Below are 22,777 nucleotides of genomic sequence, written 5' to 3' on the forward strand. Positions count from 1 at the left end.
CATCCCTCTTAGCATTGTAGCGGCTTCTCCTGAAGCTCGCTCGGTACCGGTTTGCCCAGAACCCGGTAATACAGCGCTTCATACTGTCTCGAAATCACATCATTACAGAACGTATAACGCGCCCGGTGCAAGCAAGCCTCCCTCATCGTACGGTAAGCCGACTCATTCTTCAGCAGGTTGATTGCAAGCTGTGACATCTGCTCTACATCGCCGATTTCGGCGAGATACCCCGTTTCCCCATGCGTAATAAGCTCTGGGATGCCGCCTGCATTGGAAGCAATCGTCGGCACGCCGCACGCCATCGCTTCGAGCGCCACCAGGCCGAAGCTCTCCTTCTCCGAAGGCAGAAGCATCAAATCGGCCAATGACAGCAGCTGCGCGACATCATCCTGTTTGCCGCAAAACGTTACGCGATCCAGCAAGCCGAGCTCCTTCACTTTGCATAACACCTTGGACAGCTCCGGACCTTCTCCGACGAACAACAGCCGCGCAGGCATTTCCTGGCGAACCCGGTCGAAAATTTCAACCACATCGGTCACCCGTTTAACCGGGCGGAAGTTGGAAATATGTATCAATATTTTTTCGTCCGGATGCGCAAACTCCTTGCGTAAGCTCGTCACCTCGCGCGGATAATACACCCGTTTGTCGACAAAGTTGTAAGCGAGCTCAATCGGCTTCTCGATCCCAAGCAGCTGTCTCGTCTCTTGAATCAAATCTTGGGAAACGGCCGTCACCGCATCGCTTTCATTGATCGCATACCGGATCAGGTCGCTGAGCGATTCATCTTGGGCGAGCACGGTAATATCCGTGCCGTGGAGCGTGGTCACGACCTTCAGCTCCGGCCCTACCATTTGCTTCGCCAATAAAGCGCAAACCGCATGCGGAATCGCATAATGGACATGCAGCAGGTCCAAATCCTCCAGCTTCACGACTTGCGCCAGCTTACTGGCGAGCGATAAGTCGTAAGGCGGGTATTTAAACACGTAGTAATCATTAACCTCGACTTCATGATAAAAAATGTTCTTATCGAATTTACCAAGCCTAAACGGCATGCTGTGGGTAATAAAGTGCACTTCATGCCCTTTTTCCGCAAGCAGCTTGCCGAGCTCTGTCGCGACCACCCCGGAACCTCCGAGCGTAGGGTAACAGGTAATCCCGATCTTCAACCGCTCCATGGGCGCTGCCTCCTTCTGCTAACGCTGCGATTCGCTTGACGTCGTTGGTTATAGTAGCTCCGTCATATAAGGCAGTTTGCTCATAAAGCCTTCGGCATACAACACCGAGCGTTTCTGTCCCAGCAGCAAATCGCGCGCTTCCACGCGTTCCATATAACCTTGATTCAACGGAGTGCTTACATAATCGCCGCCCGGCGCCGCCGTGAACTGCGTGCGGTAAGCTTGTAAAGCCAATCGTTTCGTATCGTAATAAGCGGTTACATCGACCATTACGTCAGGATCGATCGTATCGTTAATGAAATAGAAATAAGTCTCTGCAACTTGATGCGCCGGGAGCTCCGGCATGTAACGGCGAAGCTTGGCATTGAATACCGCCTCCTGCACCAGCTTGCTACAGGCGATATGATCCGGATGCCTGTCCTCCCAGTAAGGCGCAAATACGACGCGCGGCTTGCGCAGCCGTATTTCGGCCACGATCCGATCGATGAAGTCCGAACTTAAAGTAAGACCCCGATCCGGAAGCTTCAGATTGCTGCGGGCGGATAGACCCATAATGCGCGACGCCTCCTCGGCTTCGGCCTGCCGCGTATCGACTGTGCCGTTCGACGACATTTCGGCGAGCGTCAAGTCGCATATTCCGATCCGGTAACCGGCTGCCGCATGCTTGGCGATCGTGCCGCCCATGCCGATTTCCGCATCGTCGGGATGCGCCCCGAATATTAAGAAATCGAGCGTATCCGTCATTCTTCAATACCCGGCTTATATTTATGTACGAGCTCACGCCAGGCGAAATCGCCGCGGTCAAGCGCTTTAACCAATATTTCGCCCGTGGCGATATTGGTTGCGCACGGAATGCCCTGCACGTCGCACAAACGGAGCAGCGCGATAATATCCGGCTCGTGCGGCTGAGCCATTAACGGATCTCGCAGAAAGATGATCAAGTCCATTTCGTTGGTGGCAACCATGGCGCCGATCTGCTGATCTCCCCCAAGCGGACCGGACATGAAACGGTTGATTTGCAGCTTCGTCTTCTCCATAATGCGCGTGCCGGTCGTGCCGGTCGCAAACAGCTTATGATGCTGAAATACATGTTCATAGGCGGTCACGAAATTGACCATTTCGTCTTTTTTGCGGTCATGCGCAATAAGCGCGATATTCATTGTCATACGGATTTAGCTCCCCCTTAGGCTGTTGCAAACGGTGTTTTCGCGGTTCAAAAACGATTGGCATCGGGGCGAAACCGCAAAGATCGGCCTTGTCCCCGACTTCCGTCAATCAATGAAATGCTCGAAGCCGTAAACCATGCCTGCATATGTCATCACTTTCTTCACCGCAACGTTCACACCGGGCATATAACCCGCCCGGTCGTACGAATCGTGCCGGATTTTCAGGGTTTGGCCGAAAGCGCCGAATACCACTTCCTGCTGCGCAAAAATCCCTGGAAGCCTCACGCTATGTATCCGAAATCCGTCGTAGTAGCCGCCTCTCGCCCCTTCGATCGTTTCTTCCTCTTTCGGGTTGCCTTGTCTCAACTCGCCCCGCACTTGCGCAATCATCTCCGCGGTCTTGACGGACGTGCCTGAAGGAGCGTCAAGCTTCTGATCCCCATGGTATTCGATAATTTCTACATGTGGCATATATTTGGCCGCTTGCGCCGCGAATTTCATCATCAGAATCGCGCCAATCGAGAAGTTCGGCGCAATCAGCCCTCCGATCCCGGCAGCTTTACACTGCTTGTCCAGCGCTTCGATGTCTTCCGGGGTGAAGCCTGTCGTGCCCATGACCGGACGAACCTTGTGTTTAATGGCAAGCGCCGTATTAACGACGGCCGATTGCGGCGTCGTGAAGTCGACCATGACATCCGGGTTCGTTTCCACAAGCGTTAATTCCAAGTCGTTCGTCACCATGATGCCGCACGGATCGAGCCCGACAAGCCGGCCCGCATCCGTGTTCTTCGTCGATCGGTCCATCGCCGCTACGAGCTCGAGTTCCGGATCGGCAAGAACCATTTTTACAACCTCTCGTCCCATACGGCCGCTTGCGCCGGCAACCGCTACTTTAATCTTCGTTTGTCCCATAATCTCTTGAGTCCTCTCCTTCTGCACTCCCTAGGATGAAGTACGCCTCATATATTGTTTCCATTTGTGTTCATATTCCGAGAGCAGCCGGTTCCCGATCGAGTGCCCGGGATCAAGCTTCAGCAGCTCTTTCACGGCCCCGATCGCCAAGCTGTATTCGTCAAGCCGCGCATAAGCGATCCCTAGCAGCAGGTAAGCTTCTAACGACAGCGGGTCATTCTCTACCGCTTGTTTCACTAAAGCAACGGCCAGCCAGAGCCGCTCATCCGATTCTTCGAACAATTTTTCCGCCTCAACCAACAACGCTTTTGCGCGCAGATGCTGCAAATGAAACGTATAGTGCTCATCCGTCGGCTCGAGCTTCACCGCTTGTTCCGCATGCCGGATCGCCTTCGACAATTTATTGCTGCGCGCGTAGGTAATCGACAGCTTGTAATGGTAAGAAGCGTTATTGGGATTCAAGGCGATGGCCCGTTCGAACCAACCGATAGCCTGTTCGAAATCGTGATTTAAGATCGATTCGTACGCTTTTTAATCGCAAGTTCGCCATCCATTCCCCCATCTCCTTCCTACGTGCATACGGAGCCGGCGCATGGTACGACCGTACGGAAAAAAGGGTGATGGTACAGCATATGTAAGACGTTACGAATCGGTGTCCACTTTAGTCCAACGGTCGGCGTCCCTCGTACGGAATTTATGCATGACTTGATCATGCGCCTTCGTTAGATCGATGCCAAGCGAATTGGCAAAGCAAATCGTTATGAAAAGAATGTCGCCGAGCTCCAGCTCGATTGAATTGTCCGCTTCCGTCGGCTTTTTCGGTTTCTCGCCGAACCGGTGGTTCACTTCCCGCGCCAGCTCGCCGACTTCTTCCGACATCCTTGCCAGCATCGTCATCGGACGGAAGTAACCTTCCTTAAATTGAGATATGTATGCATCCACCTCGTCCTGGAGGTCTTTAAGCGAGCGTTCCTTGTCCATGGTTCGATCCGTCACCAGCCTTACTCAGGGTTCTGATGCTTGCATCACCGCAGAACATCAATACCATGTTAACGCAAATGGAGGTTCCGTGACAAATTTTTTTTGTCGCGAAGCATACCGTCATGAACGGCGAGCCATATTAGGGAGGAACAGGAGGTGTTTCCGCCATACTCTCCCCCCTATGGACGCCGCTTCGAAACCTTTTGCCTATCGCCATGGGGACTGCCGTTTATGCATTCGGTCTCCACTATTTCGTCATTTCCAACGAGTTCATGGAAGGCGGCATCACCGGTATCGCCCTATTGCTGAACTATATATTCGGCTTCCCCCCTTCCCTGACAACCCTTGTTATCAATATCCCGTTATTTGTTCTGGGCTGGCGTGTCCTGGGCAAATCATCGATGTTCTATACGATTGCCGGTACGCTGCTGCTTTCATTTTTTCTTTGGTTAATGGAGCATTTCATTCGCGTGGGATGGATTGAACCGTTCCGGACGGAACATGATTTTTTTCTCGTATCCGCCTATGCCGGACTTACGTTAGGCATCGGACTCGGACTAGTGTTTCGGTACGGGGGAACGACCGGCGGCTCCGATATTGTGGCGCGCATCGCTCATAAGCTGAAAGGGTGGAGCGTCGGACGCATTATTTTATTCTCCGACGCGATCGTGCTTGCGCTTTCGTTGTTTTTTTTGCCGAAGGAAAAAATTATGTATACGCTTGTAGCCGTGTTCATTACGACCAAAATGATCGATATCTTCATCGAAGGTGCCTACGCGGCCAGGGCATTCACGATAATCAGCGAGCGCGCCGACCGGTTGGCTGACGAAATTACGAACAGCTTGGACCGCGGGGTTACGCTGTTTCCGGCGATCGGCGCCTTCTCCAAGCAAAGCAAGAACGTCGTCTACTGCGTCGTTGCCCGCAGTGAAATGAGAAGGCTTAAAGACCTCGTCCGAGCCGTCGATCCCCGTGCGTTTATTATCATCACAGAGGTGCACGACGTCGTCGGCGAAGGCTTTAAGCCTCTTTCCTAGCATCACAAGCTTATATGTAGCCGTCTTCGTTGCGGCGTACCGTAACAATCCCGTCGTCCTTCTTCGATAAACGCCAACCGGCGAAGCCCAGGGCGGCCAAGATGACCGAACCGAAGGCAAGCGTCCATAGAATCGGATTTTGTGGTTCCGGATACGGCAAGTAAGCAGTCGCTTCGCGCTTCATAAACAATTTGTCCAACATTTGCCGCATTGGCGGGACCGCGTTTAACACGTTACGGAACGGCATGCCTTGACTCATCGATTGCGATTTCACAAAAGCGACAAGCGAATCCATTCGCTCGACATCTTCGGCGGGCCGGCTGATCAGCAAGCTCGGGTGAATGATGCTGTAATGCTGCTCGAAGTGTGCGCTGGCATGCTGCAGGGACGTTTTATCGCTAGCTTTGGCCGTCTGTTCGATCACATTCACGTCATCCTGCAGCTGCTTGTAATATTGCAGCCAAAGCGGTTGGCTCGCGTGCGTAAGGGAATCGGTCGCCAAGCGAACTTTGGCCGCGGATATTTTCCCTGCATCCGGGTTAAATTTAACCGCTTGAAAGACGCGTTTAGCTTCGGTGATCGTATCAGTCAGCGCGTTCAGACCTTCCACCGACGTGATGCCCTCGAACCGTATTTGCGTGACCTGGTCGCTAATCTGCTGCAGCACCGCGCGGCTTCCCGGAATATCGCCCTGCTGGACCTTCTGGTACATCGTTTCCGCCGTTTCATTCAACAGCTTCACCTTCTGGAGCTGCTCTGGCGTCGGCTTAACGGCTGCCGCAGCATCCTGCTTGGCGGATAATGCGCAGCCCGCCAATAGCGGCAAAAACAATATGAGCGCCATACTTACCCCGATCCACTTCATTTTCCCGAATCCGATCATCGGACATCCCCTCCTAAGTACAATTTATGGAGGGGTTGTCTCATTTAGACCGATTTGTGCTGTAAAATCCGTCCGTGCTTCCTATAGCGGATCAGCCAGATGATGATCGCGATTGCAATGCCGATGAAGCTAAGTCCCATTGTAAACAGTCGAATGGCGCCAAGATCATCCAGCAAGGTTTCCGGCAGCCACGGAAATACCCCGGCGCCGTAATCCATCGCATCGTTCCAAAGCGTCCAGGCGGCGACGATCAACACCGCCCCAGGCGTATACCGGTAAAATCTCGCATAGAGTAACGCTTCGGCGGCCATCCCCAGATGAGAAATCGTCAGCATCCAATCCTGCCAAACGATGCCGTCCCCTTGATAAGCGCCCGCCCAAATCATCGCTACGGCCCATACGCCGTATTTGAACGAAGTAATGAGCGCGAACGCTTCTATACATCCGCGCAGCCATCCGACCCGTTCGGGCGGCACCGCTATACCGGTCTGCTTATCGACATTCCACAGCAGGAACCCAATAAAACAAGTAAAGAACAGGCTGGCCGTAGGACTATCCGGCACGAAGGGCAAGTACGCGTTGCCGAAATTTTCGGATGTAAAGAGGAGCTGCTTCCAATACCATTCATACCCGTAGACCGTGCCGAGGAGATTGATCACAAACAAGCTCCAAAGCATCAGCCTACTGCCCAAGAACGGCGTTGAAACATAGTACGACAAACGCCAATTGGTCAACGATAACCCTCCCAGCTTACTAAAAAACCTGACCGCTGCAAGCGATCAGGTTTTGTTCATGGTTATTTCTTCTGTTTGGCCAACCAATCGGCCAATTTGTCCATATCGTCTGCGGAAAGGCCTTTGGCGATGTTGGCGTCGTATTGCGCCGTCATATTGCCCTGGCCATTCTTGATGATACCGATGATTTCATCTTTACTATGCTTGTCGCCGATGCCGCGAAGGGCAGGAATTCCAGCGGAAGGCATTCCTTTCAACTCGCCGCCATGGCATTGCAAGCAAGTTGACTTCTGATAAATCGCTGCTGCCGGGTCATCCGGAGCGACGATTGCCGCAGCCTGCGCAGCGGGCTTCTTCGCCCCTCCGCCGCCAGCACCGCCGGCACCCTTGGACGCATGCATCTCTTCCTCGCGCTTAATGTGCTCCGGAACGAGATTTTTCTCTTTCAGCTCATGCTGATAGTGCTGCCAGGAATAAACCGTCAAGTAGGTGCATGCAATCAAGCTTACGAACATCAACGTCGAGGCGATTGGACGTTTGTAGAAACGTCTTTCTTTACCGGTATCGAGGAATGGTGCGAGCAACAAAGCACCGAACAAGATACCCGGAACGCCGACCGTACCGAGTACGACGTAATCGCCGGACGTGTATGGATATTTCAACAATTGGTACATAAACAGGAAGTACCAGTCCGGCATCGGAATGATTTGCGTGTTGGTCGGATCCGCCGGATAACCAAGCGGCGCCGCTTCGGACATAACCAATACCAGAATGCCGAGCAAGACGACAACCCCTACCATCCACTCTTTCAACAGGAAGTTAGGAATGAACACTTCCGATTTACCGGGATAAGCGGAGAAGTCTTGCGGAATCAAGCGCGTATCTTTCGCCCGTACGCGAGAGTCTCCCACGTAAACGATTTTTTCGTCAGATTTAGGTCCGTGAGCCACGTATCGCCCCTCCTTCTATTTTTTTCATGAACCGTAAACGGTGATCGTTCCTCCCCATCTTAGAGCGGCCCGGAAATCCCTTGCTTACGGATCATCAAGAAGTGTCCGGCGAGCAGACCAAGCAGGGCAGCCGGCAGGAAGAACACGTGTAAGGCGAAGAATCTCGTCAACGTTTGAGCTCCTACGATCTCGCCGCCTTGCAAGAACGACTTGGCGTAAGGTCCAATATACGGAGCGGATTCCACAATCTTCAACGTAACGCTTGTCGCGAAATAGGCTTTGTTATCCCAAGGAAGGAGATAGCCTGTCAACCCGAGACCCAACATAACGAAGAAAATCAACATACCTACAACCCAGTTCATCTCGCGAGGAGCTTTATACGAACCAGTGAAAAAGACGCGGAGCGTATGTAAGAACATCATCACGATAACCAAGCTCGCACCCCAGTGGTGCATCCCGCGAACGATAACGCCGAACGCCACTTTATGCTGCAGATAGTCAACGCTTGCATAGGCGTTGATAATATCCGGCACGTAATACATCGTTAAGAACATACCGGACAAAATTTGTATAACTGTGATAAAGAACGTCAATCCGCCGAAACAATAAACGAAAGCAGAGAAGTGATGAGCCGGGTTAACGTGCTCAGGCACCTCGTGATCCGCTACGTCCCGCCACAGCGGCGTGATATCCAGGCGTTCATCGATCCAGTTATAGACACTTTTAAACATCTGATGTTACGCCTCCTTATTACACCCGTTTGTTCGGACCAAGCTGACCGAGGTACACAAAGCCTTGCTCCACTTTCACTTCATACTCATCCAGCGGCGCCGATGCGACAGCCAGCTGTTTGCCGTCCGGCGTGTAGTGCGCACCGTGACAAGGACAATAATATTGATCCTTGTATTCCGGATTCGCATTCCAGTTTACGGTGCAACCTAAATGTTTACAGGTCGGATTCAACGCAAAAACTTTGCCGTCCTTGCCTTTCGATATCCACGCTTCCAGCTCGGGGTCGCTTTCAAACCAACCGTCGACCTGATGCACCGCGAATTTGAAAGATTTCGGCTCGTTCGTAATCTTGGATTCTTCCACAACCTTCACCCAATCGGCTTTCTTCTTAGGTTGAAGGACCGGATCCACCGCAAACCGAACCATCGGTACCAGCATCCCGGCACCCATGAAAGCTCCTGCGCCGCCAAGGGTGTAGGAAAGAAACTGGCGTCTGGACATTTCCCGACGTTTCACCGGTTTCTCGCCATGATGCTGCGAATCGTGATTCGTGTGATCGTTCATTCTCGTTCTACCCCCTTTTGCAACATATATCAGTCGTTCGACATAACTTTACACCATATACTAGGACATAACTAATAATAGCTTACGTCACTGGGTGCGTCAAGAATGGAGACATGACTATGCGCCTTGGAAAACGAGGCGGATCAAGCAGTTTTAACATAATTGTCACAACTGCTGCCGGCCGCCTCCAGCGTGCTCTTACATAGAATTTACACCCTTGGCGCAGAACATACATCGTTTACACCGATTGCCTGTCCCGCCAAAGCTCCGTCAGCTTGTCAGCGACCGAACGCCTCGCTTCTGCGCCTAACGCCGTCAGTTCTTCCTTCGTCATGGCTATGATCAGATCCGCCCCTTCCGCACCCACCGGCAGTCCGGCTTCCGCATGCCGCGATGCGGACACAAGCACGACATATCGGAACCCCGCGTCCTTTAGCCTTGCGCAGACGTCCTCAATCAGCTTTCGTGCCGAAGCAGCCGCTTGTCCCGTACCGATATAATGCATCGCCGGAAACGTCACGATCCGTCCTTTGAAAGGAATTTCGATCAGGTCCAGCACATCGCGCAAATCTTCCAGCGCCGCCGCGGCTTCCCAGGGAGATTCGGAACCGTCAAGTCCCGTAACAGGCAGCACGCACGTGTCCAGATAGGGCTGAAGCTCCGACCAGTTTCCCGATTCGATTTCACTGAATTTCATCCGTTTCACCTTCTTTCCCGTTCCTTACTTTAACACAAAAAAAAGACATATGAAGGGGTTTCATATGCCTTTCGATAAAATGTCACGATTTGCCTTCTCTAGCAAGCCTGTATGAAGAGATCATATGCCCTGGGAGCGCAGCGTGTTTAGTTCGGTCGTTAGGGCAATAAAGGATTGTTCGTCACCCGCAGCCAAGGCCTGATCGATTTCGTTGTACAGCTTCTTTTCTCGATAGTCGCGTATAGCTTCATCAAGCATCATTTCAGCAAACAAACTTAGCATCATGTCGTTTGTCACGTTCATTTTGCCCATGAGTACCTACCTCCAAACCGGGTCATAATGAAATTTCATCTTTTTCCGAAAGCGGACGGGCCGCCTGCATTCCATTCAGGCGGACAACGGATTACGCCTGCAGGTTGCGATATTCCTCGCGCTTGAGGCAGTAGCTTTCCATCGTTCGTTTCATCCTGGCCAAGTCCGGTTCTGCAAGCTCGCGGACAACTTTGGCCGGCGAACCGAGGGATAGCGTGTACGAGGGGATCGATTTGTTTTCCGTAATTAGCGCCCCCGCTCCTATTAAAGCATATTCACCGATCGAGGCACCGTTAAGTACAATAGCCCCCATCCCGATTAATGTGCCTTTGCCTATCCGGCAGCCGTGGATAATGGCGCCGTGTCCGACGGACACCTCCTCCTCGACAATAAGCGGTTCATCCTTGTTCACATGGCCGATACAGCCGTCCTGAATATTGCTCCGCTTGCCGATCCGTATGGGGGCCAAATCGCCCCGGAGCACCGTGTTGTACCAGATGCTCGCCCCTTCTTCAATCACCACATCGCCGATTACCTGAACGCCTGCGGCCAAAAACACGCTCTCGTGCACTTGCGGAAAAATCCCGTTGTAACTATGCAGCATTCCAACCACTCCATTTCATATATAAATTGGAGTGATTGTAGCAAGCCGATACCCGCTTGTCAAACATCCAGCACGAGGGGGTTCTCATCCGGCACATACGTGCCTTCAATGATACGGGATCCGACTTTGGATATTTGGATCACCGTGCCCTTATGCTCGTCTTCCCCGATCCGTAGAAGCCCGAGATGCATCATCATCTGCAAGATACGCTGTTCCAGAATAGCGTCCGCTGAATCGTAGTAAAACGGCCGGATCAACGGACCCAGCGTCTCTTTCAGCGACGACAGCGTCACCCACGAGCCTCCTAGCCGGTTCAGCCACTGGACGATGGACTGCAGCTGGGGAATAGGCCCTTTATAGAGCCTTAACCAGAATCGGTACACGTGAACCGGATCTTCCTTCCGATTCTCGATTACGGCCGCTTTCCCGCGCTCGGTCAACGCCAGCACCTGATGATGCTCGGTGATGAGATCGCTGAAATAGCAGTAATCGTAAATAAACGAGAAGCGGTTCGGATAATCCCGAAACATGCGTCCGTACCCGAAACGCCATGCCGTTTTGCCGACAGGCTCCTCCCGCACGGCCAAACGCTCGAGAATCTGCTGCAAATTGCGCTTGTACATAACCAGCTCCGAGGTTAACATCACCTCTTGACCTTGCAAATAATGCAGGAAATGCCAAATGTCGTCCAAAATCAGCTTCTGTTCGTCACGATAGACGGACGGCTCATCCGTCAGCAGCATCCTCTCCTCGAACCGCTTCGAGAGCGCGGTAATAAATCTTCTCTTCAAATCCGCAGGAATCTGAAACAAATAGCGGGTTTGCTGCGAGTGCCCGTTGAACAACCAGCCGCGATGCTTAAACCTTGTAATCATCTCTCGCGGATTCCAATCGGTGTCGGCCTCATCTTTAACAAATTTGCTTTGCTGCACCCTCGCGAGCAATTCTTCCAAGCTGAATGAGCCTCGTTGATCGAACAGCAGCGAGTTCAGGAACCGGATGTCCTCGATGGTCAATTCATCAACGTACCGCTCGAACACGTCGCTTCGTCCCACTCGGGATAAAATCGACTGGATCAGCTCATGTTTGGAATGGTCGTTACATTCGCAATCATACGTGCCGGCTATGCGGCTCAGATCATGAATGTCCGCGTAACTCAACATGTCGGCTAAATTCATGCTTGAATTCCCCCTAAACCCTCCTCCTGCACCTGCTGGAGTCGTTTCAACCTTACTATCCATTATGGGAATTTGTGCCGTTTTTAAACGTAGAAAAACAAACAAAGCTTTCACCTGCTTCATAAAGAAGCTGGTGAAAGCTTGAGTAGTCGTTATTTACGCGGGTTTACGGGCTAGTTTTAAGCGATGCGAGGTGTGCCGTACAATTAAGAAGACGGAGCCGCCATCCGTCGTCAATCCGTTCCATGACCGTCAACGACGTATTCATGAGATGGCTTTCAAGCGTCAGTCGCCCGATCGATTCGATCACCGGTACGATATAACCGCCATGGCTGACGATTAAGATCCGTTTCCCGCCATGATCGCGTTCCAAATCGCTCAAGAACGACTGCCACCGCATCAGTAAAAGCTCGTCGCTTTCCAATCCAAGATCAAGCTGACGCCATTGTTCGCCCCAACGCGCCATTCGCTCATCCAGCGTCGTTCCTTCGAGCTGCCCGAAAGCCCGCTCTCGCAGCCGCACATCGACGCCCAGCACCGGAGTACCTGTCGCTTGCGCAATTCGTTCCGCCGTTTCTCTTGCTCTCATTAAATCGCTGGTTACGATGCCATCCCAGGGCTCGCCTCTCAGCCGTTCGCCCAGCAGCCCGGCTTGAACCCGTCCGACCTCCGCCAGCGGCGTGTCCATCTGCCCCTGCATCCGTCCCGCCAAGTTCCATTCCGTCGTTCCGTGACGAATAAATCCGATGGTCGTCATGAATTACACTCCTTCTTTCAGTAACGGGTCCGGGATAACCAGTTCATAATGAGCAGCGTGCACGTCAACCCGAGCAACGACAGAAAGAGCATATAATCCTGAAACGTATGAATCGGTCCGACCTGGTACATGAACGGTTTGTTGAACCCCTTCAGGCTGGCTACCGCCGTCGGCATCGCGTGGACATTCAACGACTCCGCTTGGCTGGATGCGACTACGACCGGATCGCCGATGCGTCCGAACACGGACGACTCCGGAGCGGCTGCTGTATCGTAGTGATGCTGCTCGTTGTTCAGGGATATCCAGAACGTAAACATAAACACGGTCACGCAAACGATAATGGCTGCCGTCAAATTCCGGCGAAGCTTCGCGGAAAAGTGATACAACCGTTCATTAACCGGAGTGCGCCAGCCTTCCTCTTCGAAAATCCGGCTCATAACGGCTGACGAGACGGTGCGTTCGCTCGCTCCGGCGGATTCCTCCACCGCAACGGATCGGATCAGCATCGTGCTTTCCTTCCATATGATATACTCTTCAGAGCAGCATTCGCAGTGCCTCATATGCGCATCCGCCGCCAGCCGTTTCGGATCGTCCTCGTGCAAATCCCAATACACGCCGAACAGCTCTTGAATGTCTTCGCATTTCATCGTCGATTCATCCCCTCATACTCCTCAAAGAGCGGTTCAAGAAAGTATGGCTCCAACTGGAGCTTGACGCTAGCTCTCGCCCTAAACAACAAAGACTTGACCGAACTGACCGTCTGCCCCAAAATATTCGCGATCTCCTGATAATCGAGCTGATCGTATTCCCGCAATATAAGGGCCGATCTTTGCTTCTCAGGTAAATTGTTGATCGCATCTCGAACCATCGTTACTTTTTCGTTCCGCAGCACCGTTTGCTCGGGCAGCGCTTCAGCCGCCGTCTGGGGAACGTAGCCGCTTTGCTCGAGCGAAACCTTGATGTTTTTATGTTTACGCAGCTCGCTTAGAACCGTATTGCGTGCAATGGTATACAACCAGGTGGAGAAGGTCGCCTCGACTTCCCGAAACGAATGCAGGCTGCGATAAGCCTTGTAGAACGTTTCGTTGCAAAGATCCTCTGCCAATGATTCCAATTGCGCGCTTTTCAGCATGTGAAAGATGAATGCCAATATTTTACGTTCATAGCGGCGCATCAATTCGTTATATAGTTCGACGTTTCCGTCTTTAATTTCTCGGATCAACTGGGAATCGGTCATGCCCTCGGCGACCCTCCTTGTGATTCCCCGCCTGCTCCCTTCGTCGCCACATGTTTGTACCGTCCGGGGAGCCAAAAAGTTGCGGTGATTCTTAAAAAAATTTAGAATTTGTACTTCTATTCCGTATTCATTCGAGATCGGCAGTTAAAAATCCTGCTTTATCGACAGAAACAAGTATTTCTCATAAAAAAAGACCGCCTGAATATCAGGCGGTTGCACACAGTGCCATTATTCGGATAGGAGTGGAGAGAAACCATACTGTACTTTTATTATATGTATCCGTTTTCATTTTGTCAACGTTTTTTTGAAAACGTTTCCTTCCCAGGTGTAACGGGTTGTTCCGGCCAGCCGGACCTCCGGGTTCCATGGCAAAAGCCAAGAAAAAAGACTACACGTGAACCGCGTAGTCTTTCTTCAACAGCTCGAGCGCCTTGTCCATATCGGCTTCCTCGCGGAAGGATAATCGCAGTACGCCCGGCACGTCTTCCCGGCTTTCAATGATTTGAATATTGCTCAGGTTTACCCGATGACTGCCGAGCTGCGTTGTGATTTGACCGATCACGCCCGGATGGTCGGGGACGTCGACATAAATCTCGTAGAAGGAATGAATAACGCCTTTACGCCGCTCCGGAAGCCCGTTACGGAATGCCCCCGCACGCTGGAACTCCCGTTCGATTCCCGGCCCGTCCTCCTGCTCGATGAGCCGTATGAACCCAGCGATCTCCTTGTTCCAATCCTTCAGCAGCTGCAGCACGACTCCTTTATTATTGAGCAAAATGTCGCGCCAAATGATCGGATCGCTCGAAGCGATCCGCGTAATGTCGCGAAATCCGCCTGCCGCCAAAATTTGGTACAGCTCGTTCGATTCATTGTAACGCGCAATCTGATTGACCAGCGCCACCGCTATAATATGCGGCAGATGGCTGATCGCGCCGACGATCTCGTCATGCAGCACCGGATCCACCTTAACCAAATGCGCGCGCGTATGCTGCAGCAGCTCGGCCAGCCGATCGTAGGCGGCTTCCGGTGTAGAAGGATCCGGCGTCAGCACGTAGAATGCGTTCTCGAACAAGCGGGAGCTCGCCGCCTCTACGCCGGACTTTTCTTTACCTGCCATCGGGTGGCCGCCGATAAAGTGGGCGCCGCTGAATTGCAGCGCGGCCGCGCATGACGCAACCGACGCTTTGGTGCTGCCGACGTCGGTGATGATGCAGCCCGGCTTCAGCGGAAGCTTCGCAAGCCGGTGCAAATATTCTTCCAGCTTGCCGACGGGGACGCACAAAAAGATGAAATCGGCGTCCAACGCCGCCTCTTCCAGCGAGGTCGTCGCATAATCGACAACCTCGCGTTTTAAATATTTCTCGATAGAGCCAGGGTTGTTGGAATGACCCACGACTTGCAGTCCGGGCTTCCCTTTGAAGGAAAGCGCCAAAGAGCCGCCGATCAAGCCTACCCCGAATATGGCGATTCTCGTCATGAAACCGCCACTTCACGGAGCGCCAGCTTAAGCGCGTCTACAAACTTGTCGTTCTGTTCTTCGCTGCCTACCGTTACCCGGATCATGGTCGGATAACCCCAGCTCGGGTCATGGCGGACAATGATACCTTGGCGCAGAAGGCTTTGGAATACGTCATTCCCCGGACGCTTGACATCAACCATAATGAAGTTGCCGTTCGCGTCGAAATACGGCAGGCCCATTTCATCGAAGGCAGCGGTCAGCTGCGCAATGCCCTTGGCGTTTGCGTCACGGCAAAATTCGATGAACGCTTTATCTTTCACCGCAGCCAGCGCCGCTTTCTGCGCGTAACTCGTCGTATTGAACGGCTCGCGCACTTGATTGACGGAACGGATGACGTCCGGGTGACCGACGCCATATCCGATCCGCAGCGAAGCCAGGCCGAATATTTTGGAGAACGTGCGCAGCACGACGATGTTTTTATACTTATTCAGCAGCGCGATGCTGTCCGGAAATTGTCCGTTTACCGTGTATTCGACGTATGCTTCATCGAGCACAACCATCACATGATCCGGAACGGCATCCAAGAACGAAACGATTTCTTGCTCGTTCAGTATCGTCCCTGTCGGATTGTTCGGATTACAAATCCAGACGATCTTCGTACGCTCGTTCACCTTCGCCAGCATCGCTCCGAGGTCGTGCTTCCCGTCCGCATCGACGGAAACCTCGATCACGGTCGCCCCCTCCACCTCGGCATTATGCTTGTACTGCGGGAATGTAGGGAAAGCGGCAATGGTCTCGTCCTGCGGCGTCAGGAACGCACGGGCGATCATCAGAATAACTTCGTCCGAGCCTGCGCCGAAAATAATTTGGTTCGGCTGCACGCCGAGCTCGGCCGCTACCGCTTGAGTCAACTCGACGGCTCCGCCGTCGGGATAAATGCTCGTTTGTTCGACGGCGGCAATAATCGCTTCCTTCGCTTTCGGCGAGCAGCCGAACGGATTTTCGTTGGACGCGAGCTTAATGACCTCGGTCAGACCGAGCTCCCGCTTCACTTCGTCAATCGGTTTGCCCGGTTGATAGACGGGAAGATGCATAATATTTTGTTTAGGCTTCACTTCGTAAGTCACCTCATCGATCATAATCCGAACTGGGACCAGTTCCCTATCAATTCTCTCATAACTGCGGCTAAATGTTAAGCATTATATAAAGGCTCACCGGCATTGCCGTTTACGAAGCAGGCCCATCGGGTTTCGTTTATTCGATCAAGGCTTTGACGAAATTGCGAATTTGCAAGAGTCCTTCCGATTTGGCGTTCGGATCGGTAAGCTGAGGCAGCGCCTCTTCGATCTGCCGGACCAACGCGCTGCCGACGACGATACCGTCGCAAACCCCTGAGAAACGCTTAAACTGCTCGTTGTTCGAAATGCCGAAGCCGATGGCGACCGGCAAATCGGTCGAAGCCTTCACCGTGCTCAGGAACTCGTCGATCCCCGTATGGAACTCCGTGCGCGTGCCCGTCACCCCAAGCGACGATACGCAGTAGACGAAGCCGCTTGCGCGGGAAACGATTCGCTGTACGCGTTCTTTGGACGTCGGGGCGACAAGCGGTATCAAGTGGATGCCATACTGCGCGGCCATCGCACGCACCTCCTCGTCCTCCTCCATCGGCAGGTCGGGGATGATCAAACCGCTGATATCGCTCTCCTGCAGCAGCGGGAATATGCGTTCGAGCCCGGTTTGCAATACCGGATTAAAATAGGTGAACAAGATGAACGGCAGCTCGCAGCCTTCGCTGCGCGCCTGTTTCGCCACCTGAATGCAGTCGAGAATGGAGATGCGGCCGCCTTGCAGCGCGCGCAGCGAGGAGCGTTGAATGACAGGTCCGTCCGCTAGCGGATCGGAATACGGAACGCCCAGCTCCACCATGGCCGCTCCCGCTTCCTCCAATGTTTTGACGATATCGACGGACGTCCGCAAATCCGGATCGCCGACCGAGATGAACGGAATAAACCCGGACTGCTTCTTCTCACGCAATTCGGCAAACTTCTGGTCAATGCGATTCATGCGCGTTCCCTCCCAAATAGGACATGATCGCCTCAACGTCCTTGTCACCGCGTCCGGACAAGCTTACGACAATGATCTGATCTTTGCCGAGCTGCAGTGCGCGTTTGATCGTCTCGGCAATGGCGTGCGCGCTCTCAAGCGCCGGGATGATGCCTTCCGTACGGCTGAGCAGCTGCAAGGCGTCCAGCGCTTCCTGATCGGAAATCGGTACGTACTCGGCGCGCCCGGTATCCTTCAAGTGCGAATGCTCCGGACCGATGCCCGGATAATCGAGACCCGCGGAGATCGAATGCGCTTCCTGCACCTGACCATACTCGTCCTGCAGCAAATAACTGTACGAGCCTTGGAAGACCCCCTTCGTCCCGCGCGTCATCGTTGCGGCATGCTTCTCCGTCTCCACCCCGTGCCCGGCGGCTTCCACGCCGACCAAACGCACGTTCTCATCTCCGATGAACGGATAGAACATACCGATTGCGTTGCTGCCTCCGCCTACCGCGGCAATGACCATATCTGGCAGACGTCCTTCCAGCTCAAGAATTTGTTTGCGCGATTCGTCTCCGATGATCCGTTGGAAATCGCGCACCATAAGCGGATAAGGATGAGGTCCAGTGGCCGAGCCCAAAATGTAGTACGTATCGTCAACGTGGCTTACCCAGTAACGCAGTGTTTCGTTGCAAGCGTCCTTCAGGGTGCGCGTCCCCGAAGTGACGGGCACGACTTCAGTGCCCAGCAGGTTCATCCGGAACACGTTGAGCTGCTGACGCTTAATGTCCTCTTCGCCCATGAACACCTTGCATTCGAAGCCGAATAAGGCGGCAACCGTTGCCGTCGCGACGCCGTGCTGGCCTGCGCCCGTCTCGGCGATAATTTTCGTTTTGCCCATCCATTTGGCGAGCAGCCCTTGTCCTAGGGCGTTGTTGATTTTGTGCGCGCCCGTATGGTTCAAATCTTCGCGCTTCAAATAAATTTTGGCGCCGCCAAGCTGCTCGGACAAGCGTCCGGCATAATAAAGCGACGTCGGACGGCCGGAATAACGATGCAGCCAGTAGTGAAGCTCTTCTTTGAACTTGTCTTCCTTCGTATACGTTTTGAAGGCTTGCTCCAGCTCGATCAACGCATTCATCAGCGTTTCCGGGACGTAGCGTCCCCCGAATTTACCGAAGCGGCCATGCTCATCAGGACCGTTAAACAATCGATTTCACCCTTTCGACGAACGTCTTTATTTTCATCAGATCTTTGGCCCCGTCGGTTTCCACCCCGCTGGAAACGTCAACCCCGTCGGGATGGTAAGCGTCCAGCAGGCTGCCCACGTTATCCGGCCGCAAGCCTCCGGCCACGAGCAGCGGAATTCCCGCTTCGCGGCTCCACGCCAGATAGGACGGAATGACATGCCAGGCGAACGTCTTGCCCGAACCGCCGCCGTATAAGGGATCGAGCGTATCGAGCAAAATCCCGTCTATCGTCCCGAGATAAGGGTTAAAGCGATCGGCTATCGCCGAAACATCTGGCCCTGCCCCGGACGGTCCGTCCCCCGCTGCCGCGGCTTCATGCGGCAAAGAGAAGGCCTTTATCACTTCCACGCCGGGGTAGCGCTCCTTCACCGTGCGGCAGTAGTCGGGCGTTTCTTGCCCGTGCAGCTGCAGCACGTCAAGCGGCGCCTCCCGGAGTACGGCATCCAATTCCTCCAGCGCCGGATTGACGAACACGCCGGCCGCTTTCACGCGCCTCTCCGGGCTGGCTTCCCGCATCGCGGCGATCATCGCGCCCGCCTGCGCCGCGCTCACCTGCCGTTTGCTTCGGGCAAACACGAAGCCGACGTAGTCGACGGGGAGCCTGGCCACCTCGGCAGCCAAATCCGGCGTTTGCAGCCCGCATATTTTCACCAAGGCCATCTTCCGCTCACTCCTTGGACAACGCAGCGCCGCTCAGCGGGCCCATCAAGCCGTGCACCGCTTCCGTTACGTCGGGCTGACGCATGAAATATTCACCGACCAGCACCGCATGGGCGCCTGCCGATTGCAGCCGGCCGATTTCGGCCGCCTGCATAATGCCGCTTTCGCTGACGACCGTCACACCGCTCGGAATATAGCGAACGAGCTCTTCAGTCGTCACAAGGTCGGTGACGAACGTTTGCAAGTTCCGGTTGTTGATGCCGACCATCGATGGCCCAAGCGTCAGCACGCGATCCAGCTCCTCGCGGTCGTGCACCTCAATCAAGACATCCAGTCCGATCGAACGGGCAATCGCCTGGAAGTCGCGCAATTGCTCCGTCGTCAGAATGGCCGCAATCAATAAGATCGCGTCCGCTCCGATGCAGCGGGCTTCGTAAATTTGCAGCGGATCGATCGTAAAATCCTTGCGCAGCAGCGGTACGTTCACCGCCTGCCGAACGCGGCTCAAATAATCGTTTGCGCCTTGAAAGTACGGCGCGTCGGTCAATACGGAGATGCAATCCGCTCCCGCCGCTTCATAGGCTTGCGCCAAACCGACAGGATCGAAGTCCTCGCGGATCAACCCCTTGGAAGGCGAGGCCTTCTTCACTTCCGCGATAAGCCCCATCGGGCGTCTCCGGCCCGTACTTAACGCGCGCTCGAACCCGGCGCACGGCGCCAGACCGGCGATCTGCTTCTCCATTTCGGCGATCGTTACCGATTCCTTTAATAAAGCGACCTCTTCGCGTTTCGTCGCAACGATTCGATCAAGAAACATGGCTCACGTCTCCCGTAAATTGAACTAGTTGGTCCAGCTTCAGCTTGGCCGCGCCGCTGTCTATCGCCGCTGCAGCCAGCTCTACCCCATGGCGGAGCGAGTCGGCTTTGCCGGTTACATAGAAGCAAGCTCCGGCATTAGCCAGCACGATATCCCGGCATGCGCCCCGGCTGCCGGATACGATATCGCGGATAATGCCCGCATTCGTCTTCGCGTCTCCGCCGACAACATCTTTCATCTTATAACGAGACAGCCCCAGCTCTTCAGGCGTCACTTCAAACGTGCGAATGTCGCCGTCTTTCAACTCGGTCACCTGTGTCGCGTCGGAGACGCTGATTTCATCGAGACCGTCCAGGCTGGCGACGACCAAAGCGCGCTTCACGCCAAGCGCCTGCATGACGTGGGCAATCGTTTCCGTCTTGCCGCGGTCGAATATCCCAAGCACCTGCCGGTCCGCCCCGGCCGGGTTCGTCAGGGGCCCGAGCAGATTGAAGACGGTACGGAAGCCCAGCTCCCGGCGCGGTCCGGCAACATGCTTCATCGATTGGTGATAAAGCTGCGCGAACATAAAGCAAATACCGACGCGCTCCAGGCACAAAGCCGCCTGCTCCTGATTCAATTGAATGTTGACGCCGAGCGCCTCCAGCACGTCCGCGCTGCCGCTCTTGCTGGACATCGCACGATTGCCGTGTTTCGCTACGCGGATGCCGCCGGCCGCCGCTACGATCGCCGCTGTCGTCGAGATGTTGAACGTATCGGCACCGTCCCCGCCTGTCCCGCACGTATCGAGCAGATTCGTCTGCCCGGTTTGCACGCGGTTCGATTTGGCGCGCATCGTCTCGGCAAAGCCGGCAATTTCCTCGATCGTTTCGCCTTTTATCCGCAGTGCGGTCAGCAGCGCCCCGATCTGTGTCGCCGTGGCTTCGCCTTCCATGATGACGTCCATCACATCGCGCGCTTCCGCTCTCGTCAAATGCTGCAAGCCGATCATCTTTTGGATCGCTTGCTGCACCGTCAATGTCGCCGTTTCCATCCTCGTATCCGCTCCTCTCAGCTTCGCTCGCCTTACTCGTAATAATCGTGATTGATCCATGCAAACTCGCGCGCTTCCGGCGCAAATACCGCTTCCGCCACACGAATCGATTTCAGCATGCCCATCGCTTTATTGACCGTCTCCTGGTATTCGCTCTCCGGTACGGAATCCCACACGATTCCCGCACCCGTCTGTACGTAAGCTTTGCCGTTCTTGAAAATAATCGTGCGAATCGTAATGCACGTATCCAAATTGCCGGAAAAGCCAAGATACCCGATCGCTCCGGCGTAAGCTCCGCGGGCTTCATTCTCCAGCTCGGCGATGATTTCCATCGCGCGCAGCTTCGGCGCGCCGGAGACGGTACCGGCCGGCAGGCAGGAGATGAACGCGTCGTAGAAATCTTTATCCTTGGCCATTTTCCCGGTAACGTTCGAAACGATATGCATAACGTGCGAGTAACGCTCAATTTGCATGAAGGTATCGCATGTGACCGAACCGAACTCGGACACGCGTCCGATGTCGTTCCGACCGAGATCGACCAGCATCAAGTGCTCCGCGCGTTCCTTCTCGTCGGCAAGCAGCTCTTGTTCGAGCGCCAGGTCCTGCTCCGGCGTCTTGCCGCGCGGCCGCGTGCCGGCAATCGGCCGCGTCTCCACCTTGTCATCTTCGACGCGGACGAGAAGCTCGGGGGAGGTGCCGACGATCACCTCGTCGTCCATTTTCAACACGTACATGTAGGGCGACGGATTCATCGTCCGCAGAATGCGATACACTTGAAGAGGCGATACTTTCGTTTCGATTTCGAACCGCTGGGACAGCACCACCTGGAAAATGTCGCCGGCGCGAATGTATTCTTTCGCCTGGTTCACGTTCGAGATGAACTGTTCCTTCGTCAAGTTCGACTTGATTTCGCCAAGCTCGACTTCGTCGGGAATCGCCCGGTGCGACATCGAGAGCGCCGGCAGCGGCCGGCGAAGCCGCTCGATCGTTGCTTCGATTTTCGCGCAGGTCGCTTCATACGCGGCCATAATATCGGCATCGGTGCCATGCTGCGGCACGTGAACGTTGGCGATAACCTTCAGCTGTTGTTTGAAGTGATCGAATACGATAACCTGATCGCAGAACATGAATTCGATGTCGTTCATCTGCATATCGTCGTGACGATGCTTCGGCAGCTTCTCATAATACTGCAGCAGATCGTAACCGAAGAAGCCGACTGCACCGCCGGTGAAGCGCGGCAAATCCGGCAGCGAAGGGCTGCGGAAGCCGCGAAGATAGCCTTTCAGCACTTCGAGCGGCTTCTCCTGCACGGTTTTCGTCCCTTCCGGCCCTTCGATCACCGTTTCGCCGTGCTTCGCACGAATCATCATGAACGGATCCGTTCCGATGAACGAATAACGCGCCCACTTCACACCGCCCTCCACGCTTTCCAGAAGGAACGAACGCCGTTCTTCGTAAAAGTGCTGGAACACGCGGATCGGCGTCTCCGTGTCGGCCATTAACGTGCGGGCCACAGGGATCAAGTTATACTCTTTCGCGAGACGGATGACCTCTTTGGCTTCCGGTGTGTACATCGCTTCATCTCTCCTCTAC

At 54.2% G+C, this 22,777-nt stretch carries 27 protein-coding genes; 1 reads left to right on the forward strand and 26 read right to left on the reverse strand.

Translation table 11 applies throughout. From position 1 onward, the window contains the following. Positions 1-8: 8 nt before the first annotated feature. From bshA to JMF85_RS19525, 6 genes are all read right to left on the reverse strand, one after another. The gene (gene bshA / locus JMF85_RS19500) at positions 9-1,175 is read right to left on the reverse strand and encodes an N-acetyl-alpha-D-glucosaminyl L-malate synthase BshA (RefSeq protein WP_141335493.1); all 1,167 of its coding nucleotides are present in this window, start codon (positions 1,173-1,175) and stop codon (positions 9-11) included. Positions 1,176-1,223: 48 nt separating this feature from the next. Beyond that, a complete protein-coding gene (bshB1, locus tag JMF85_RS19505; protein WP_054797748.1) occupies positions 1,224-1,919 on the reverse strand; it encodes a bacillithiol biosynthesis deacetylase BshB1 in 696 nt (231 codons plus the stop codon). After that, positions 1,916-2,335 (reverse strand): methylglyoxal synthase, encoded by a 420-nt coding sequence (locus JMF85_RS19510; RefSeq protein WP_174817584.1) that lies wholly within the window; start codon positions 2,333-2,335, stop codon positions 1,916-1,918. The genes bshB1 and JMF85_RS19510 overlap by 4 nt, the downstream gene beginning before the upstream one ends. Positions 2,336-2,446: 111 nt before the next feature. Beyond that, complete coding sequence (dapB, locus tag JMF85_RS19515) at positions 2,447-3,253, reverse strand: 4-hydroxy-tetrahydrodipicolinate reductase (RefSeq protein WP_155614855.1); 807 nt, start codon at positions 3,251-3,253, stop codon at positions 2,447-2,449. 30 nt (positions 3,254-3,283) lie between these two features. Next, positions 3,284-3,715: a tetratricopeptide repeat protein gene (locus tag JMF85_RS19520; RefSeq protein WP_236595929.1), complete on the reverse strand. Its 432-nt coding sequence runs from the start codon at positions 3,713-3,715 to the stop codon at positions 3,284-3,286. Positions 3,716-3,895: 180 nt separating this feature from the next. After that, positions 3,896-4,234 carry a nucleotide pyrophosphohydrolase gene (locus tag JMF85_RS19525; RefSeq protein ID WP_054797749.1) on the reverse strand — a complete coding sequence of 113 codons (339 nt, stop codon included), beginning with the start codon at positions 4,232-4,234 and terminating at the stop codon, positions 3,896-3,898. Positions 4,235-4,449: 215 nt separating this feature from the next. Here JMF85_RS19525 and JMF85_RS19530 point away from each other — a divergent pair, with 215 nt between their 5' ends. Beyond that, positions 4,450-5,271 (forward strand): YitT family protein, encoded by an 822-nt coding sequence (locus JMF85_RS19530; RefSeq protein ID WP_155614873.1) that lies wholly within the window; start codon positions 4,450-4,452, stop codon positions 5,269-5,271. A 10-nt stretch (positions 5,272-5,281) separates the two neighbouring features. Here the strand turns inward: JMF85_RS19530 and JMF85_RS19535 are convergent, their stop codons facing one another. The 20 genes from JMF85_RS19535 to trpE all read right to left on the reverse strand — a co-directional run bounded on the left by JMF85_RS19535 (position 5,282) and on the right by trpE (position 22,758). Beyond that, complete coding sequence (locus JMF85_RS19535; RefSeq protein ID WP_201318775.1) at positions 5,282-6,154, reverse strand: sporulation protein YpjB; 873 nt, start codon at positions 6,152-6,154, stop codon at positions 5,282-5,284. 44 nt (positions 6,155-6,198) lie between these two features. After that, a complete protein-coding gene (locus JMF85_RS19540) occupies positions 6,199-6,888 on the reverse strand; it encodes a DUF1405 domain-containing protein (RefSeq protein WP_236595930.1) in 690 nt (229 codons plus the stop codon). A 62-nt stretch (positions 6,889-6,950) separates the two neighbouring features. Beyond that, the gene (locus JMF85_RS19545; protein WP_127607973.1) at positions 6,951-7,838 is read right to left on the reverse strand and encodes a c-type cytochrome; all 888 of its coding nucleotides are present in this window, start codon (positions 7,836-7,838) and stop codon (positions 6,951-6,953) included. Positions 7,839-7,897: 59 nt separating this feature from the next. Further along, entirely contained in the window at positions 7,898-8,569 is a 672-nt protein-coding gene (qcrB, locus tag JMF85_RS19550; protein ID WP_127607972.1) for a menaquinol-cytochrome c reductase cytochrome b subunit, read from the reverse strand. Positions 8,570-8,588: 19 nt separating this feature from the next. Continuing rightward, on the reverse strand, positions 8,589-9,134 hold the full coding sequence (locus JMF85_RS19555) for a QcrA and Rieske domain-containing protein (protein ID WP_054797750.1): 546 nt from the start codon (positions 9,132-9,134) through the stop codon (positions 8,589-8,591). 238 nt (positions 9,135-9,372) lie between these two features. Then, positions 9,373-9,831, reverse strand: a complete 459-nt coding sequence (locus tag JMF85_RS19560; RefSeq protein WP_054797755.1) for a DUF2487 family protein — start codon at positions 9,829-9,831, stop codon at positions 9,373-9,375. Between the two features lie 120 nt (positions 9,832-9,951). Continuing rightward, positions 9,952-10,143 (reverse strand): IDEAL domain-containing protein, encoded by a 192-nt coding sequence (locus JMF85_RS19565; RefSeq protein WP_054797751.1) that lies wholly within the window; start codon positions 10,141-10,143, stop codon positions 9,952-9,954. Positions 10,144-10,234: 91 nt separating this feature from the next. Next, positions 10,235-10,747, reverse strand: coding sequence for a gamma carbonic anhydrase family protein (locus JMF85_RS19570; RefSeq protein WP_201318776.1), 513 nt, complete (start codon positions 10,745-10,747; stop codon positions 10,235-10,237). A gap of 59 nt (positions 10,748-10,806) precedes the next feature. After that, the gene (locus tag JMF85_RS19575) at positions 10,807-11,925 is read right to left on the reverse strand and encodes a hypothetical protein (protein ID WP_201318777.1); all 1,119 of its coding nucleotides are present in this window, start codon (positions 11,923-11,925) and stop codon (positions 10,807-10,809) included. A gap of 166 nt (positions 11,926-12,091) precedes the next feature. Further along, a complete protein-coding gene (locus tag JMF85_RS19580; RefSeq protein WP_201318778.1) occupies positions 12,092-12,682 on the reverse strand; it encodes a histidine phosphatase family protein in 591 nt (196 codons plus the stop codon). Positions 12,683-12,699: 17 nt separating this feature from the next. Further along, positions 12,700-13,329 (reverse strand): anti-sigma factor, encoded by a 630-nt coding sequence (locus tag JMF85_RS19585; RefSeq protein ID WP_054797754.1) that lies wholly within the window; start codon positions 13,327-13,329, stop codon positions 12,700-12,702. Continuing rightward, a complete protein-coding gene (locus JMF85_RS19590; protein WP_127607969.1) occupies positions 13,326-13,919 on the reverse strand; it encodes an RNA polymerase sigma factor in 594 nt (197 codons plus the stop codon). Before JMF85_RS19590 ends, JMF85_RS19585 begins: the two co-directional genes overlap by 4 nt. A gap of 388 nt (positions 13,920-14,307) precedes the next feature. Next, positions 14,308-15,396, reverse strand: coding sequence for a prephenate dehydrogenase (locus JMF85_RS19595; RefSeq protein ID WP_054799571.1), 1,089 nt, complete (start codon positions 15,394-15,396; stop codon positions 14,308-14,310). Continuing rightward, positions 15,393-16,493 carry a histidinol-phosphate transaminase gene (gene hisC / locus JMF85_RS19600; protein ID WP_054797288.1) on the reverse strand — a complete coding sequence of 367 codons (1,101 nt, stop codon included), beginning with the start codon at positions 16,491-16,493 and terminating at the stop codon, positions 15,393-15,395. The genes JMF85_RS19595 and hisC overlap by 4 nt, the downstream gene beginning before the upstream one ends. A gap of 139 nt (positions 16,494-16,632) precedes the next feature. After that, on the reverse strand, positions 16,633-17,442 hold the full coding sequence (gene trpA / locus JMF85_RS19605) for a tryptophan synthase subunit alpha (RefSeq protein WP_127607968.1): 810 nt from the start codon (positions 17,440-17,442) through the stop codon (positions 16,633-16,635). Further along, positions 17,429-18,634: a tryptophan synthase subunit beta gene (trpB, locus tag JMF85_RS19610; protein ID WP_201318779.1), complete on the reverse strand. Its 1,206-nt coding sequence runs from the start codon at positions 18,632-18,634 to the stop codon at positions 17,429-17,431. Before trpB ends, trpA begins: the two co-directional genes overlap by 14 nt. After that, positions 18,627-19,334, reverse strand: coding sequence for a phosphoribosylanthranilate isomerase (locus tag JMF85_RS19615; RefSeq protein ID WP_141335479.1), 708 nt, complete (start codon positions 19,332-19,334; stop codon positions 18,627-18,629). Before JMF85_RS19615 ends, trpB begins: the two co-directional genes overlap by 8 nt. A 7-nt stretch (positions 19,335-19,341) precedes the next feature. Beyond that, positions 19,342-20,151 carry an indole-3-glycerol phosphate synthase TrpC gene (gene trpC / locus JMF85_RS19620; RefSeq protein WP_127607966.1) on the reverse strand — a complete coding sequence of 270 codons (810 nt, stop codon included), beginning with the start codon at positions 20,149-20,151 and terminating at the stop codon, positions 19,342-19,344. Next, entirely contained in the window at positions 20,141-21,184 is a 1,044-nt protein-coding gene (trpD, locus tag JMF85_RS19625) for an anthranilate phosphoribosyltransferase (protein ID WP_054797267.1), read from the reverse strand. Before trpD ends, trpC begins: the two co-directional genes overlap by 11 nt. 32 nt (positions 21,185-21,216) lie before the next feature. Next, entirely contained in the window at positions 21,217-22,758 is a 1,542-nt protein-coding gene (trpE, locus tag JMF85_RS19630; protein WP_127607965.1) for an anthranilate synthase component I, read from the reverse strand. Positions 22,759-22,777 lie beyond the last annotated feature (19 nt).

Source organism: Paenibacillus sp. EPM92 (genome assembly GCF_016586185.1).
GTDB classification, from domain to species: Bacteria; Bacillota; Bacilli; order Paenibacillales; family NBRC-103111; genus Paenibacillus_G; species Paenibacillus_G validus.